This is a genomic window from Allobosea sp. 01N443, from assembly GCF_056399325.1.
The window spans coordinates 1-15,894 of sequence record NZ_JBFTRC010000125.1; the positions used below are offsets into that span (position 1 = coordinate 1).

Below are 15,894 nucleotides of genomic sequence, written 5' to 3' on the forward strand. Positions count from 1 at the left end.
GTGAGAACGCAAACGCTCAAGGCATTTCCGGAAGCCGCCTATCGCGAGATCATTCGCTCCGTCAGCTAGATCATCGGACCGGATTCATAACCGGTCCGATGATCTGGTCTTCTGTGTTTGCATCGGCCTTTCGGAAAACCGCAATCCACTTTTCGGGCCGATGCCTTAGGACGACCCAGCAGGGATCAAATGAGACAAGGCCCAGCCGAAGCGGCCGGGCCTTGTCTCAACCTGATTCCGAGGCAGGGCGCTCCAGGCGACCTATTTTGGCGCCAGGACCATCACCATCTGGCGACCCTCAAGCTGCCAGTCGCTCTCGACCTTGGCAACATCGACAAGATCAGCCTTGACCCGCTCGAGCACCTTCACGCCGAGGTCCTGGTGCGCCATTTCGCGGCCGCGGAAGCGCAGGGTCACCTTGACCTTGTCGCCCTCCTCGAAGAAGCCGTGCATGGCCTTCATCTTGACGTCGTAGTCGTGCTTGTCGATGCCCGGCCGGAGCTTGATCTCCTTGATCTCGATGGTGCGCTGCTTCTTGCGCGCCTCGGCGGCCTTCTTCTGCTCCAGAAAGCGGAAGCGGCCGTAGTCGAGAATCTTGCAGACCGGAGGCACTGAATTGGGGGCGATCTCGACCAGGTCGAGACCGGCATCCTCGGCAATCTTCAGGGCCTCGAAGAACGACACAACGCCACGGTTGGCGCCGGTATCGTCAATGAGCTGAACCTCACGGACACCGCGGATGTCGCGGTTAGAACGCGGACCGTCTTTGGTCGGGGTTGGGGCAGCGCGGAACGGACGGCGAATGGCTGTATTCTCCTATGAATGGTGCTGTCGGCACCGTTGATCAGACACATTGCATAAAGTCGGGCATTGTCAATGCAAACACGGCAACACCCGCTCAAGTACAGAGCCTAGCGCCCAAGCAAGGCGCAATAGACGTCGAGGGTTTCGCTGACCATGTTCTCGAGCGAAAAGTGCTGCTCGACATGGAGGCGGGCCCGGCGGGCCAGCGCATCGCGCGCCGAGGGGCGCAGCGCCAGCGCCTCCTTGAGGCCCGCGGCCAGTGCAGACGCATCGCCCGGCGGCACGCGCCAGCCCGTGCGCTCGCCGGGAGCCGTCTGCGGCGGCGCGAGTACGGTTTCGGGAACTGCTCCGAGATCGGAGACCACAACCGGAATGCCCATGGCTTGCGCCTCGACCGCAACACGGCCGAAGGCCTCCGGCTCGGTCGAGGGCACGGTGACGACCGCCGCCGCGAGCAAGGCCGCCGGCATGTCGGTGCAATGGCCGACGCGCTTGACCTGTTCTTCGAGCCCGGCCTTGGCGATGGCCTGGTCGAGCTCCCTGACATAGCCATCGCGGCCCTGATGGTCGCCTGCGAAGATGAAGGCGGTATCGTTGTCGCCGCCCTCGCGCAGAAGGCGAGCCGCCTCGATCAGCACACGATGGCCCTTCCAGCCGGTCAGTCGTCCCGGCAAGAGCACGATGCGCTGATGTGGCTCGACGCCCCAGGCACGACGCAAGGCCTGGACTCGTTCCGGCCCGACCGCGGATGGCGCGAAGGCCGAGAAATTGGTGCCGCGATGGACGACACGGATGCGGTCACGCGCAAAGCCGTGCTTCGCCAGAATCAGGTCGGCCGTGTAGCGGGAATTGGCGATGACCACGTCGCCGCGCGCCATGACCGAATTATACTGCGTCTTCACCGCCGAGCGGCTGGCATAGGAGCCATGATAGGTGGTGACGAAGGGCAGCTTGAGCGCACGCGCCGCGGCAAGCGCAACCCAGGCCGGCGCCCGCGAACGGGCGTGAATCAATTCAACGCGCTCCCGTCGGCAGAGCAGCACGAGCTTGCGCACATTGAGCGCCATCGTGACCGGGTTCTTCGAAGCAGCCGGGAACGGCAGCCAGACGCCGCCCTTCGCCTGCAGCTCGGCGACAAGGCGGCCGCCCTCGGTCGCGACGAGCGCGCGCGCGCCCGCTTCGGTCAGCCCCTGGGCGATATCGACCGTCGTACGCTCGGCTCCACCTGCCTCGAGATCGGGGATGATCTGCAGGATGGTCCGCCCGCTCAGGGGATGATTATCCGTCGAAGGCAGCGACGGATGCGCGCCTGACCGCAAGGACATGTTCACCGTTTCAAAAAATCTCTCGGATCGGAGGCGGACAGTATGACAGCGCACAGGGCCGATCCCAGCCTATAATGCCCTGACAGGACAGATTCGTCACAGGAGATTTCAGGTGGAGCAGCCTGCCCCGCAATGGCTTGATGTCGGCAACGGCGCGGACGGCCGCCGCATCGCCTTTCTGGAGCAGCCGGGAACGGGACATCCCGTCGTCTGGCTCGGCGGCTTTCGCTCCGACATGCGGGCGACCAAGGCTGACGCACTCGCGCAATGGGCAAGCTGCAGCGGACGCGCCTTCCTGCGCTTCGACTATTCCGGACATGGCGAGACAGGTGGCGATTTCGGTCGCTGGACCTTGTCGCATTGGCTGGAGGACACGCTCGCCGTCATTGCCGCGCGCTGCGCGGCGCCCCCGGTTCTGGTCGGCTCGTCGATGGGAGGCTGGATTGCGCTGCTCGCGGCCCGGAGACTGCGGGGCACCGCTCTTGCTCCCGCCGGCATGGTGCTGATCGCGCCCGCGGTGGATTTCTCCGAAGAGCTGATGTGGGCTCAGATGCCGACAGCGATTCGCGAGACGATCCTGCGTGACGGAGTCTGGCAGCGCCCATCCGCCTATTCGCCGGAGCCGACGCCGATCACGCGGGCGCTGATCGAGGATGGCCGCAGCCATCTCCTCTTCGGCGGCGAGATCAAGACGGGTTGCCCCGTCCATATCCTTCAGGGAATGCAGGACCCCGACGTGCCCTGGCAGCATGCGATCAAGCTGGTGGAACACCTGAGCGGCGATCCCGTGACGCTGACCTTGATCAAGGACGGCGATCACCGGCTCTCGACGCCGCTCGACATTGCGAAACTGCAGGCTGCGGTGGCGGAAATCGCCACCGCCTGACGCTCGCAGTTCAATGCACGCTGACCATCCGCAGGTCGTGTTCCCAGGCATTGGCGGTCGCAGCTTCCCGGGAATCGGTTACCAGGATCGGCGCACCATCGGCGGAGAGCAGCGCGAAGAGCTTGAGGCCCGGCTCGATTTCCGGAGCCTGCGGAAAGATCCTCAGCAGTTCCTCGGAACTCATCGGCTTGAGATAGGCCACTTCGCCCGTGCCAAGGGCAGCGAATTCTGCCTGGGTCAGTGGTGGCGTGCGAATAACATTGGTCTCTTCAGTCATCGCGCCCTCCTTTGAGCAGTGCGAATGGCGGTTCCTATGTTGATCACCAGATCATGAACGAAAGCACAACCGCGAAGCCTTCGTTCCGACCTTGGGCTCAATCGCGACTGATAATATCAATACGCCTGATGAGCCGCTCCGGTTCCGGCCTGACCAAATCAATGGCTAGCAGGCCATTCGACAAATCCGCCCCGAGTACCTGCATTCCGTCAGCCAGCAGAAAGGAGCGTTGGAACTGACGCGCCGCGATGCCGCGATGCAGGAACTGCCTGCTCTTGTCGTCGCTCTGTCGGCCACGAATGGTGAGCTGATTCTCTTCCAGCGTGATCTCAAGCTGGTCTCGCGAGAACCCCGCCACGGCAAGAGTGATCCGGAGACGATCCGGCTCATCCTCCGTGCGCGGCATGCGCTCGATATTGTAGGGAGGATATCCCTCGCTTGCGCCTTTCGCGACCCGGTCCAGCGCGCGTTCGATATCATCGAACCCAAGCAGGAAAGGATGGGACAGGCTAGGCGTACGCGTCATGCAGAAGCCCTCGAAAGGCGCCTCATCTGTCGATCGGAGCCCGCTGGCGCAGCACTCCGCAGGCGGAAGGCGAAGCCCTTCCGCTTGATGGTGATATGGCAATCGCCAGCAACGGGTTCAAGACCGTCGAAAGCTCAGCCCACAAGCGCAGCGTCGGAAGGACGTCACTCGGCCAAATCGCGACGCCGCGCGAGGGCGATCAGCGGCGCCGGTGCGCGACCCGCATCATTTGGCGAGGACGATGCCACGCTCCTTGCGCATCTTGTCGAACACCAGGCCCATCGCCTTGATGACTGTCACCTTTGGGTTGGCCTTGCAGTAGACAATGGTCTCGTGCTCGGCCTCCCTGGCCCGCGCGACGTTGATGAAGTGTTTTTTGCCAAGGCCATTGTACCAACCGCTATACCACGTCGTCAGGAGATCGGCGTCTTGCTGGAAAGTACCGGCCAGCTGGGCACAGGTCAGTTTCTGGACATCGATGTAACCGTTCGCGTCGGCGTAGGTTTTCAGCTCAACCTGTGCATTCGCACCGGTTGCGGCGAAGGCGATGAAAGCTGCGGTGGCAAAGGCGAGGCTGCGCATGGTTCGTTCCTTCATTATCCAAAGATTGAGAATGGGAGGCGATGCCAGACTAGACCGTCGAAAGCTCGTCAGCAGGTTTTCTCGAGTTCAGTATCCGCCAGTCGTTATTCTTTCTCAGCTCAGATGACGGAAAAAGCGGCCTGTTGTCGTGCCTGCGCGCGAGGCTGGGACGTCGCTCATTTTTGGCATTTACGAGCGACGCCACAACATTGGACTGATCCACTTCGGCTGCACAAGTTGTATTCGGAGCGAAGCGAACTTCAAGTCCGCTATCCGAGAGCCGGACATCCAATCTCGGGCTATGCCATTTCAATCTGGAATCGAGGGAGAACCTCTGAGCTCAACGTCGGAATCCGCCGCTTCGCTTCCGGTTCGATTGCCCCATCTCGACCCAATTGACGCACCCCTTTGGGAGCTCAGGCGCGGCAGCACACGAGCACAGCCCTCCCCGATTATTGAGCAACCGCGAGGCGTTCAAAAACGCCCGGCGGTTGCTGAACGATCAGCGAAGGCTCTGATGGCTCGTGAAAACAGAATTAGGCGCTAGCGACGGACGCCGACCCTGTTGACCCCACCATTGCGATTGCCCGGACGCGGCGCTGTCACGGCACCGACCCCAACGGGCCGAGCTACGAGACGAACGCCGGGCCGCGCGACGCACCCGGCGGGATAACCGATATAGCTGCAATAAATGACAGCATTTGCGGGAGCCGTTGTCGCGGCAAGACCGGTGAAGGCGATTCCGACCGTCGCCATTGTGAAAATCGCAAGTTTAACTTTTGTCATTTCAGGTCCCCGGGACTTTGAAGATAACAAGCGCTGGGGAGGATAACATCACATCTACTTCGACGGAAGGACCGATGACATCACCGACACCACCGACACCCGAGTCGAAAATGGGATTCGCGCGTCCGGAATGTGGCGCCTGTGAGCTACCATCGAAATGCGCGTCGCCGGTCTATTTGACGCGCGCCGCACCAGGGGGATAGCCGATGCTGACGGCGGCTGCGGCGCAGATCCCGCGGGGGCGTTGACGGCGGATCGGCCTCGCCCGATGCCGCAGCATGTCGACGCCTTTGGCAGACACCGACACCCTGCCCCGCCACGCGCCCGTGCCGAGCCCCACCACAAGCGCGCGGACGTTGATGGCACCAAAACGCCTGAAGGCCCGCACCGGCCGCTGATCAGGGCCACTGGGGCGCTGACATCCCATCCCGCGATGGATGTGCCGCACATGGCCGCTTCGACGATGGAGCGGCTTCGCCGCTTCATCTGGACGGCACTGCCCCGAATCGCGGCGACTTCGAAAGGGAGCCCGGGAGCCCACGCGTCGGGTCGCTCAAATCCGCGCGGAGCCCCGACAGGCGAGGCCAGTCCAACCGGACACGCCTCCGACACGATCGATGATTTTCAACGGGGGGGAATGGTACAGCCACCCCGGCTTGAACGGGGGACCTCTAGATCCACAATCTAGCGCTCTAACCAACTGAGCTATGGCTGCACGGCACTCTCGGCGCCCTTCGGGCGCCCTGCCAGACCGCGCAAGGATGCGAACTGGCCGGCGGCGCGGAACCTAGTGCCGTCGCGGCGCGATTGCAACCGCCGAAATGCACCGCACCACACGAAATCCAGCGCGCCGTCGTTTGCCCCTTCAATCCCGCCGCAAAACGGCCTGCGCGGTGCGTGCCAGATCCGTCACATGGGCGGAATAGGCCTCGTAGCCACGGCGCAACGCCTTGGCGTGAATCACCACCGCATCGGCGGGATTGTCCGTCCTGGCGAGCGTCTCCGCCTCGCTCAATGCTGCTTTCAGCTCGGTACAGGCATGGTCGAGAACCTTTGCCTGCAGCGCGCCGACCACGCGTGCAGCGGCGAGCATCTGAGCCAGCCAGGTCGAAGCTGTCAGCGTCGCAAATTCCGGTGGGCGCGAAAGCGGCGATACAGCGGCCGCAACCGGCGGGGCCGCGCTGGCAAGCTTCCGAACGTCTGCGGAGACGGTCGCCGTCGCCTTCTTCACGACTTCCGTGCCGGTCTTTACGGCGGCGGCACCGACTTCTGCGGCCGATTTGAGGATAGCGGCCGGCTGGCTGGTGGCCGCAGTCGAAACTGCCTTGGCAGCGGCAGCCGGCTTTCTGGTCACCTGCTTTGCGACGCGAACCTTGGTCGACGGCTTGGCCTTGGCCGCAGCCGCTGCGGGCTGGCGCGCCACCCCGGACTTGGCAGCGGGCGCGACTGGCGCCGAGACGGGGGCAGCGGCGACCTTGGCGGGCGGCACAGCGCTGGCGGCCTGGACTGGCGCAACCGGAGGCTTGACGGCGCTCTTCAGCGGCTCAACCGGCTTGCTCACGGCCGCAGACGGCAGGGCGGAGGCCGGGACAGCGGCGACCTTGGCGGGCGGCACAGCGCTCGCGACCTGGACCGGCGCGACCGGAGGCTTGGCGACGACGGGCGCGGGAGCCGGCTTGACCGGCGCAACCGCGACGGGCTCCGCAGGCGCTGGAGCAGGACTGGCAGGGGCGGAAACTGGAGTTGGGGCCACTGCAGCAGCGAAAGCAGCAGGCGGCGCACCGACGACCGGACCGGTCGCGGCCGGGATTGCTGGCGCGGCCTTCGACTCAGTCGGCGCGTCGCCCGAGAGGGCCTTGACGGAAGCGAGACTGATCGGAGCCTTTGATCCGATCTTTGGCGGAGCAGGCTTAGCCATCGTCATTCCTCCTTCAGCGAGCGAACGGGTGGCGCCGAGCCCTGGCCCGGCGCCAATGACCTTGTCGCGTGGAGCGGCGCAGTACTGCGCCGCTGGCGACTCACTTCATCTTGGTCGCCTTGGCGGCGGTCTCGGCGGCCTTGGCCGCAACCTCCTGGGCGGCAACGCCCAGATCCTTGAGCTGGCCCTGGAGAGCCGCAACCTGCGACTTCAAGAATTCGGACTGATGCTGCAGGACCTCTGTCAGGTCCTTCGACTTGACCAGCTTCTGGGCGAGATCGAAGGCGGCGGCGACGTTGCTCTCGGCATAGGTCATGGCCTTGCGGGTCACGTCCTGAGCGTTGACGCGTGCGGATTCGGCCGAACCATGCGCACCGTCCACTGCCTTGTGGGCCGCGCCGATGAAGCCATCGAAGGCCTTGCGGGCCTGCTCGACACTGCGCTCGGCGAACTCGCGCATCTCGGTCGGCACTTCATAAGGYGTCTTGCCGGTCATGRGTTATCCTCCTGGCTGTGGATGGCTTGGTTTACCACTCGATTGTGCACTGCAATATCATTATTGCGGCGCAATGACAATCGCGTGACCCCGCTACGTTAACGCTGTTTCGATCAGACGCGGGAGAGCCTTCATCAGTTCCATGGATTTGCAGTCATTTGCCCGCTATTAAGGCTTTGTTAGCCATATCGGCGCAGACCGAACGAGCGGATGGGAATGAGCGAACCCGGGCAGGATTGGGCGATGCAGGGAACAGACGCAGCGAAAGACGCAGCGCTGGCGCCCTTCATTGCGGACGGCGCCTTGATGCTCTGGGACCAGAAGACTTCCCGGGTCGGCTTTGTCAACGCGGGCGCCGAAGCACTGCTCGGCCAGCACGCCGATGRCACATCATTGCCCACACCAACGCGCAACAGGCTGGCACTGCTCGCCGGCGGGCTCGCTCCGCGGGATCATTTGCGCCTTGAACGCCTCCGGCTGACGCCCGGCTTCACTGCCACGCTGGTGACATGCGGCTGCAAGTTGCTGACGGGACCAGAGGGTCAACAGATCCTCGCGATCGCCATCGCTCCGTCGGAGCTGCGCCGACTCGGCATTACGGTTCCGCCGGCTCCACGTGTCGTGGCGCCATCTGCCCCGGGCGCAACCGTCGCTTCTCCCGCTCCGGCGCCGGCAATTGCTGCACCGAAGCGCGCGACCGTGCGTTTCGTCTGGCAAAGCGACGTTGACGGCCGCTTCACGAGTCTTTCGCCCGATATTGCCGAGATCGTCGGGACCGATGCCGCCGCAGGCCTGATCGGTCGTAGCTGGCTCGAGCTGATCGACCGCGATCTGCTCGACCGCGAGGGCAGTCTGATCCAGCGGCTGGCCTCCGCCACCACCTGGAGCGGACACCCGGTCCTGTGGCGGACTGCCGGCCTCGCCGAAGGGGTTCGGGTCGAGCTTTCCGGTGTGCCCGTCCTCGATGCGAAGCGTGATCTTGCAGGTTTCCGTGGTTTTGGTCTCGCCCGCATGATCGAGCGCGAACCATTCCCGCTGCCCACCGATGCGTCGGACAGCCCCGTGCCCGCTTCAGCGCCGCCCCCCCCTGCCCCAGCCTCCGATGAGCCTGGTCCCGCGCCGCTCGTCGCGGTGTCCGCCGACAGCGCCGACGAAGGCAAAGCCCCGGAGATGAGCATCGACGTTCCGGCCACGGAGCCGACACCGGCGGCTCGCACCGAAACTCCGCCTCCGAACGAGGCCGGTGCCAATGTCGTGCCGCTTCGCAACGGTCATCTCACAACGGTCAGACCGCTGCTCGAACCTTCGAAGGCGCTGCTGACCTCCGCTGAGCGCAATGCTTTCCGCGAGATCGCCAAGGCGCTCGGCGCCCGCATCGCCGGAGACGACGAAGGCGAGCCCCGGCTGCCACCGGCGGTCCCGTTGCGCCTGAACGAAGAAGCCGACCGCCCTGGCCAGCCGGCACCCGAGCCGACGGAGCCGGTCGACACGGCGGCAGCGGAATCGAAGCCCGCTGCGGCGGAAGCGTCCTTCGTTTCCGAGCCGGTGCCGTCGGTCGACGCCCCCTCCGCAGCTGCGGCGCGGCAACGCCTGCCGAATTCGCATGCCGATGTGCTCGACCGCCTGCCCGTTGCAGTCCTGGTCAACCGCGGTGACGAACCGCTCTATGCCAATCGCACGCTTCTCGATCTGCTCGACTACGCCGATCTCGCCGACCTGACGTCCGGCGGCGGCATCAGCCGCATGATCAAGGGAGCGGCCCGCTCCGATGGCGGCACCATGATCCTGGTCGATCGGACGGGCCATCTCGTCAGTGTCGATGCCCGCCTGTCGAGCGTCTCATGGCAAGGCGAGCCCGCGACGCTGATGGCCTTCCGTCATCCCGATGGCGGCGGCGAGGTCAAGGTCCTGACCGAGGAAGAGACTGAGGAAGCGGAACTCGCAGCCGAGTTCGAGGCCGAGGAGGCCGAGATTGCGGCGCGCGTCGACGCGTTGCGGCTCGACATCGACGCCCGTGAAGCCCGGATCAGCGAGATGATCGCGGTGCTTGATACCGCGACCGACGGCGTCGTCACCGTCGACGAGCGCGGCCGCATTCTCTCGCTCAACAAGACCGCGGAGGCCCTGTTCGGTTACGACCAGCGGGAGGTCTCAGGCGAATTGTTCACGTTGCTCTTCGCTCCGGAGAGCCACGCTCCTGCCCTCGATTACCTCGAAGGCCTCAAGGGCGGCGGCGTCGCCTCGGTGATGAATGACGGGCGCGAGGTCATGGCGCGCGTGCGTCAGGGCGGCCGCATTCCGCTGTTCATGACCATGGGCCAGATCGCCGACGGCGCAGAGCGACGCTTCTGTGCCGTGCTGCGCGACATCACCGCCTGGAAGAAGACCGAAGGCGAATTGGTCGAGGCCCGCAAGGCGGCCGAGAAGGCCAGCGCCCAGAAATCGGACGTGCTTGCCAAGATCAGCCATGAGATCCGCACGCCGCTGAACGCGATCATCGGCTTCGCCGAGGTCATGGCCGAGGAGCGCTTCGGGCCCATCGCCAATGAACGCTACAAGGAATACCTGCGCGACATCCACCAGTCGGGCGGCTACGTCATCAGCCTGGTCAATGACTTGCTTGACCTCGCCAAGATCGAGGCGGGCAAGCTCGATCTCGACTTCGTCAGCGTCAATCTGAACGAGATCGCGCTGTCCGTCGTCAATCTGCTGCAGCCGGAGGCTCAACGTGGGCGCGTGGTGCTGCGCTCCGGGCTCTCGCCCAAGYTGCCGCCGGTCGTGGCCGATCAGCGTTCGATCCGTCAGATCGTGATCAACCTGCTCTCCAATGCGGTGAAGTTCACCGATGCCGGCGGGCAGGTCATCGTCTCGACGGCCCTCGGCGATCAGGGCGAGGCGATCCTGCGGGTCCGCGATACCGGCATCGGCATGGACGACAGCGAAATCGCAATGGCGCTGGAGCCGTTCCGCCAGGTGCCAACGACGCGACGCGCCGGAGGCACGGGCCTGGGCCTGCCGCTGACCAAGGCGCTGGTCGAAGCCAACCGCGCGGCGATGACCATCACCAGCGTCAAGAAGGAAGGCACGCTGGTCGAGATCACCTTCCCGCCGCAGCGCGTCCTGGCGGGCTGAGGCCCGCGCGCCTTCGGTTTACATCTCGGGGCGCGCCGCCTTGTCGCAGCGGAAGCTGCCCCGCATGCCCTTTACTTTGATGTCGTCTTGCGCGCCTAAGCTCTGACGTTCGGAGCAACTCTGCCTCCGAAGGCACCGGCCCCGGATCGGTCCGCCTGGACTTTCCTCTTGCGGCGATATTCTGAGCGGAATATCCGCCCCCTGGGCAGTTTCCCATGGGTGATGCGAGTAAATTCTGTCTGCCATGGTTCCCGCTGGAAGAAATGCCGCAGACCGCCCTGGCTCAGAGCATCCCAATCTGAGCTACCGGTTCTGGGCCGCGATCATCCTGGTCATGGCCTGTTCACTGGCCCTCGGCCTGACACTCATCGCCAGCTATTACAGCGATCTGGACGCCAGTCGCGACAATCTCTCCAAGCTGCAGGCCTTCCGGTTCGCCCTGGACGCGGCCAATCGGCTGACTGCTGAACGGGGGCCGACGAACAGCGTCTTGGGCGAGGAGCCGTCGCTCGACAGCCCTTCCCGCCAGCGGCTGATCGCGTTTCGCGCCGAGACCGACGCCGCGCTGGCGCGGATTTCCGAGACCGCGCAACTCAAGCCATCGCTGGATGCCCTGGTCCAGACGCTCGCCTCGGCCCGGCAGCAAGTCGACGCTCTCGCCAGCCGCCCGCTGTCAGGGCGCAGCAATGCCGAGATCGAGCAGGCGGTCGAGACCATGTTCGGCGTCTTCGATGCGGCCCAGCCGATGCTGTCCATGGTCATGACCGGCCTCCTGGCTGGCGAGACCGATCTCGTCGGCCACGCCATGGTCGCGCGCATGCTGAGCGAGCTGCGCGAATATGCCGGGCGGCTCGGCTCCCATCTGGTCATCCCGATGGCCAGCGGCCTGCAGATCGATCTCGACCGCAGGGGCGCGTTCGAGCTGAGCCGGGGGCGGGTGCTCGCCTTGTGGGATCTCGCCGGGCAACAGACCGGGGCGAGCGACGATGCGCGAGTCGCCGCTGCGCACCAGGCGGTCGTCGAGCGCTTCTTTGGGAACGGGATGGCGCTGCTCGAGCGAACGCTCAAAGCAGGCCAATCCGGCGATTTTGGCGTCACCCCGACCAGCTTCACCCATCTGATCGTGCCGACATTCGCACCGCTGGAGCAGCTTCGCGACGCCTATCTCGATGTCACCGTCGAGCATCTGCAGATGGAGCGCAACGTCGCTCTGCGGTCCCTCATCGCCGTCGTGGCCGCGACCTGCCTTGCGCTCATCATCGAACTCGCGCTGCTCGTCGCCAGCCAGAACCTGCTGTTCCGGCCCTTGCTGCGCGCCCGCAGCCACGTCCTTGCCCTCGCCGACGGAGCCGTGCAGGAGCCCATCGACGGTCGGGGCATGCGGGGCGAGATGCGCAGCCTCTTCCTGGCGCTCGATACGCTTCGCCGGCGGCTGATCGAGCGCAACACGTTGGACAACGAACGCGCGGCACTGACGGAAAAGCTGAGGAAACGGGCCGACACCGATGGCTTGACCGGCGTGCTGAACCGGGGCGCCCTGGAGCGGCTGGTCGCTCACCTCCATGACGGGGAAGCCGACCCGACGGGTATCGGTCTGATCCTGCTCGACATCGACTACTTCAAGGACGTCAACGACCGATTCGGCCATGCCGCGGGAGACGCGATCCTCAAGGAAGCCGCCCAGCGCCTGCGCTCGGCGCTGCGGCGCGACGACGTCATTGCCCGCTTTGGCGGCGAGGAGTTCGCCATCCTCCTGATGGATCCACACGTCGAATCGCCGGTCGACGTCGCAGAGCGGCTCCGGACGATTCTGCAGGCCTCCCCCTTCACGCTGGAAACGGGGCAAAGCATCGAGGTGACCGCGAGTTTCGGCGTCGCCCGAAGAGAAAACCAGGACGGAGGCTGGCCTGCGTTCGTCACAGCCGCCGATCGCGCGCTTTATGTCGCCAAGGCCGCGGGGCGCAACCGTGTCGAGGAAGACCGAGAGACGTCCTGATTCGGGCTCATCGCCATCCCGGCCGGGGATGACGACCAGCGGAACGTCACCGGTTCACGACGATCCTCGAACAGCCTCGAACGCGCATGCGCTGACGGGCCGCGGGTGAAAAGTTTCTGCCGTCATAGTTTCGCCCCTTCCCGCCGCACATAGGGAGGCACCCCGTTCTCGCAGGCAGAGTCGCGAAGAGTTCCGACCGACGGAGTGGTGTTGCGCCCGTTCTACGACGAAAACGCCGATGCGCTGACCGATCCCTTTGCGCCTCGCCCGAGCCCCATGCCGCTGCGCGATCACGCCGCCTTCTCGGGACGGTGGCTTTCGGCCAGCCTGCTTCTGGGGCTGGTCGGAGCCGGATTGCTGACCTGGTCATTGCTGGTTTCCGAGGCCGATAGCCCCGCCACGCGAAGCCCGGAACGGGCCGTCACGGCCTTGCCGCGCGGCACCAGTGCAAACGGTTCGGCCCGCAAGGGCGACCTGCTTGTGCAGCGCGGGTTCTCGATCGGCACGGCGCGTCATTTCCGTGCGCCGCTCACCGAAACGGTCGGCGCGCGCGAAATCACCAAGGTCCATGCGCTCGTCCATGTCGCCGCGGAACTCTCGCCGCTCGCGATAGCTGCTCCCAACATGCCCGACCTCGAATCGCTCAGCTCTCCGCCCAGCGCCGGTCGAGAGGCTGCTCCGCAGGCGGCAGTCGATCCCGCTGATGCCGATGTGTCGGTCGTGAGGCGCGATCTATCCGATCAGGCGGCGACAGGCACCGAGCCCGGCCTCTCCGATACTGCCGCCGCCGAGCAGGTTGCCGAGTTGCTCCGCCTCTCCGGATCGGAACCGCAACTGCCGCTGGAGTATTCGAACCAGCGCATTCTCTCGCGCACCCTTCGCTTGGCCGGGGAAACCGAAACGGAGCAGGCGGCTCCCCTCGGCTCACCGGCATTCGGCTCTCTGGATGTCAGAATCATCCCGGAGAACGTCACCAATATTCCTGTGCGCACCGGCTCTCCGGGACCGTTCGAAGAGCGCGACATCATGCTCGGCCATGGCGACACCCTGGCCTCCATCCTCCAGAACAATGGCGCAGACGACCGGCGGGTCGCGGCCATCGTCGCCGCACTCGGAAAGCGCGCGAAGGCGGAGCTCCCGGAAGGCCAGCATCTGCGCCTCCTGATCGCACCGGAGGGCAGCGGCCAAACCATCCAGCGCGTCATTCTCTTCGACGAAACCGGCCCGGAAGAGATCGCTGCGGCAGATGATGGCGGCCGGTTCGTCGCGGTGGCCAAGAATGACGCGCACCACAATCCAGCTGACGACAGCAGCGATGACGACGACGAGGACAGCGGCGAGCGCGCCACCCTCTTCCAGAGCGTCTATGCCAGCGCGGTCAAGAGTCAGGTACCGCGTGAACTCATCGACGAGTTCGTCGGCATCTTCGCATCGAATCTCGATCTCAAGCAGCGAACGAATGTCGGCGATCGCCTCGAGATGATCTTCAGCGACGACGAGGCCGCCTCGACCGGCCGCCGTGAGCTGCTCTATGCCGCCCTGACGGCGGAGGGAGAGACCCACCGCGTCTATCGCTACGCTTCGCCCGAGACCGGGGATGTCGACTATCTCGACGAAGAAGGGCTTTCGCTGCGAAAGCTCCTGCTGCGCCGGCCGGTCCAGATCGGACGCATCAGCTCACCGTTCGGTATGCGCCGTCACCCGATCCTGCGCTATTCACGCCTTCACAGCGGCGTCGACTGGGCCTCGCCCCGCGGCACGCCGATCATGGCTGCAGGTGACGGGAAGGTGGTCGCCGCCGGCCCGCATGCCGGCTACGGCAACCGCGTCGAGATCGAGCACGCGAACGGCTACGCCACCGCTTACAACCACATGGCCAATATCGGCTCGCRGATCAAACCCGGAGCCACTGTCCGCATGGGCGAGATCATCGGCACCGTCGGCACGACGGGCCTCTCGACCGGACCTCACGTCCATTATGAGGTGACGATCAACAGCCACTTCGTCGATCCGATGAAGGTCAAGCTGCCGAGCAATCACAGCCTGGGCGGCACGGCACTGAGCGAGTTCAAGGACCACCAACGCCAGATCGAGAAGCTCAGGCAGCCCGGGCCCGCCACCACGGTCGCGGTGCAGAACGGACGCGCCGGCTAAGGCATCGCCCCGGGACGGGGATTGCGGTTTTCGGGGAAGGCCGATGCGAGCACGGAAGGCTTACATCATCGGAGCGGATACGAGATCCGGTCCGATGATGGAGCCGTGCCCGTCCTGCAGCGGGCGTTCAAAGCAAGGTGCCGCTCAAGATCATCGCGGCCACCCCGAAATAGATCATCAGGCCGGTGACATCGACCAGGGTCGCGACAAAGGGAGCCGAAGCACTCGCCGGGTCGAAACCCAGGCGCTTGAGGATGAAGGGCAGCATCGAGCCGGTGAGCGAACCGAAGGTGACGATACCGAGCAGAGCCACGCCGACGGTTGCCGCGATCAGGGCCCAGTGCTCGCCATAATCGTACAGACCGAGCTTCTGCCAGGCGATGACGCGCACGACACCGATGGCGCCGAGGATGGCGCCAAGCGTGAGGCCGGTCGGAATCTCACGCAGCGCCACCCGCCACCAGTCGCTCAGCTTGATCTCGCGCAACGCCAGCGCCCGGATCAGCAGCGAGGTGGCCTGCGACCCGGAATTGCCACCCGAGCTCATGATGAGCGGGATGAACAGGGTCAGCACGATCGCCTTCTCGAGTTGACCTTCATAGTGCTGCATCACCGAGGCAGTCAGCATCTCGCCGATGAGCAGGATGCTGAGCCAGCCGGCGCGCTTGCGGATCATCCGGCCGAAGCTGATCTCGTTGTAGGGCTCGTCGAGCGCCTCCATGCCGCCCAGTTTCTGCACGTCCTCCGTCGTCTCCGCGATCATCGCATCGATGACGTCGTCGACCGTGACGATGCCGATGACGCGCTCGCCAGCATCGATGAYGGGAACGGCAAGGAGGTCGTATTTCGTGAACAGCCGCGCGACATCTTCCCGGTCGACCTCCGGCGTCACGCTGATCGGCTTCATCTCGGGCACGACAGAGGCGACGAGCGCCTGCGGATCGCCGCTGATCAGCCGGCGCAGCGAAACGGCGCGGACCAGCTTCCCGGTCGCGGGATCGAGGACATAGAT

The 15,894-nt window shown here is 65.0% G+C and carries 12 protein-coding genes and 1 tRNA gene; 4 read left to right on the forward strand and 9 right to left on the reverse strand.

Features of this window, described 5'->3' with window-relative positions; genetic code table 11:
- Positions 1-261: 261 nt before the first annotated feature.
- On the reverse strand, positions 262-804 hold the full coding sequence (gene infC, locus AC1DRP_RS24720) for a translation initiation factor IF-3 (RefSeq protein ID WP_069877443.1): 543 nt from the start codon (positions 802-804) through the stop codon (positions 262-264).
- Between the two features lie 107 nt (positions 805-911).
- A complete protein-coding gene (locus AC1DRP_RS24725; protein WP_069877444.1) occupies positions 912-2,129 on the reverse strand; it encodes a glycosyltransferase family 4 protein in 1,218 nt (405 codons plus the stop codon).
- A gap of 112 nt (positions 2,130-2,241) precedes the next feature.
- Here AC1DRP_RS24725 and AC1DRP_RS24730 point away from each other — a divergent pair, with 112 nt between their 5' ends.
- A complete protein-coding gene (locus tag AC1DRP_RS24730) occupies positions 2,242-3,015 on the forward strand; it encodes an alpha/beta hydrolase (protein ID WP_441506481.1) in 774 nt (257 codons plus the stop codon).
- Between the two features lie 10 nt (positions 3,016-3,025).
- On the opposite strand, the gene AC1DRP_RS24735 is transcribed toward AC1DRP_RS24730, so the two are convergent.
- The 6 genes from AC1DRP_RS24735 to AC1DRP_RS24760 all read right to left on the reverse strand — a co-directional run bounded on the left by AC1DRP_RS24735 (position 3,026) and on the right by AC1DRP_RS24760 (position 7,600).
- The gene (locus tag AC1DRP_RS24735) at positions 3,026-3,292 is read right to left on the reverse strand and encodes a BQ00720 family protein (protein ID WP_441488957.1); all 267 of its coding nucleotides are present in this window, start codon (positions 3,290-3,292) and stop codon (positions 3,026-3,028) included.
- Positions 3,293-3,389: 97 nt separating this feature from the next.
- Entirely contained in the window at positions 3,390-3,818 is a 429-nt protein-coding gene (locus tag AC1DRP_RS24740; protein ID WP_043233104.1) for an Hsp20 family protein, read from the reverse strand.
- Positions 3,819-4,043: 225 nt separating this feature from the next.
- On the reverse strand, positions 4,044-4,400 hold the full coding sequence (locus tag AC1DRP_RS24745; RefSeq protein ID WP_441488956.1) for an HdeA/HdeB family chaperone: 357 nt from the start codon (positions 4,398-4,400) through the stop codon (positions 4,044-4,046).
- A gap of 1,424 nt (positions 4,401-5,824) precedes the next feature.
- A tRNA-His gene (locus AC1DRP_RS24750) sits at positions 5,825-5,901 on the reverse strand.
- Positions 5,902-6,051: 150 nt separating this feature from the next.
- Positions 6,052-7,104: a hypothetical protein gene (locus tag AC1DRP_RS24755; protein WP_476769810.1), complete on the reverse strand. Its 1,053-nt coding sequence runs from the start codon at positions 7,102-7,104 to the stop codon at positions 6,052-6,054.
- A gap of 100 nt (positions 7,105-7,204) precedes the next feature.
- On the reverse strand, positions 7,205-7,600 hold the full coding sequence (locus tag AC1DRP_RS24760; protein WP_069877448.1) for a phasin: 396 nt from the start codon (positions 7,598-7,600) through the stop codon (positions 7,205-7,207).
- A gap of 216 nt (positions 7,601-7,816) precedes the next feature.
- On the opposite strand from AC1DRP_RS24760, the gene AC1DRP_RS24765 reads away from it, so the two are divergent.
- The 3 genes from AC1DRP_RS24765 to AC1DRP_RS24775 all read left to right on the forward strand — a co-directional run bounded on the left by AC1DRP_RS24765 (position 7,817) and on the right by AC1DRP_RS24775 (position 14,882).
- On the forward strand, positions 7,817-10,732 hold the full coding sequence (locus tag AC1DRP_RS24765) for a sensor histidine kinase (RefSeq protein ID WP_476769811.1): 2,916 nt from the start codon (positions 7,817-7,819) through the stop codon (positions 10,730-10,732).
- Positions 10,733-11,066: 334 nt separating this feature from the next.
- Complete coding sequence (locus AC1DRP_RS24770) at positions 11,067-12,728, forward strand: GGDEF domain-containing protein (RefSeq protein ID WP_476769812.1); 1,662 nt, start codon at positions 11,067-11,069, stop codon at positions 12,726-12,728.
- Between the two features lie 210 nt (positions 12,729-12,938).
- On the forward strand, positions 12,939-14,882 hold the full coding sequence (locus AC1DRP_RS24775) for a M23 family metallopeptidase (RefSeq protein ID WP_476769813.1): 1,944 nt from the start codon (positions 12,939-12,941) through the stop codon (positions 14,880-14,882).
- 127 nt (positions 14,883-15,009) lie between these two features.
- On the opposite strand, the gene mgtE is transcribed toward AC1DRP_RS24775, so the two are convergent.
- Positions 15,010-15,894 (reverse strand): magnesium transporter (mgtE, locus tag AC1DRP_RS24780; RefSeq protein WP_476769814.1); only part of this gene is annotated, 885 nt, incomplete at its 5' end.

Coding starts and splice junctions, on each gene's coding strand:
- AC1DRP_RS24725 (WP_069877444.1), bottom strand. CDS start 2,129: ATGTCCTTGCGGTCAGGCGCGCATCCGTCGCTGCCTTCGACGGATAAT.
- AC1DRP_RS24735 (WP_441488957.1), bottom strand. CDS start 3,292: ATGACTGAAGAGACCAATGTTATTCGCACGCCACCACTGACCCAGGCA.
- AC1DRP_RS24740 (WP_043233104.1), bottom strand. CDS start 3,818: ATGACGCGTACGCCTAGCCTGTCCCATCCTTTCCTGCTTGGGTTCGAT.
- AC1DRP_RS24745 (WP_441488956.1), bottom strand. CDS start 4,400: ATGCGCAGCCTCGCCTTTGCCACCGCAGCTTTCATCGCCTTCGCCGCA.
- AC1DRP_RS24755 (WP_476769810.1), bottom strand. CDS start 7,104: ATGGCTAAGCCTGCTCCGCCAAAGATCGGATCAAAGGCTCCGATCAGT.
- AC1DRP_RS24770 (WP_476769812.1), top strand. CDS start 11,067: ATGGCCTGTTCACTGGCCCTCGGCCTGACACTCATCGCCAGCTATTAC.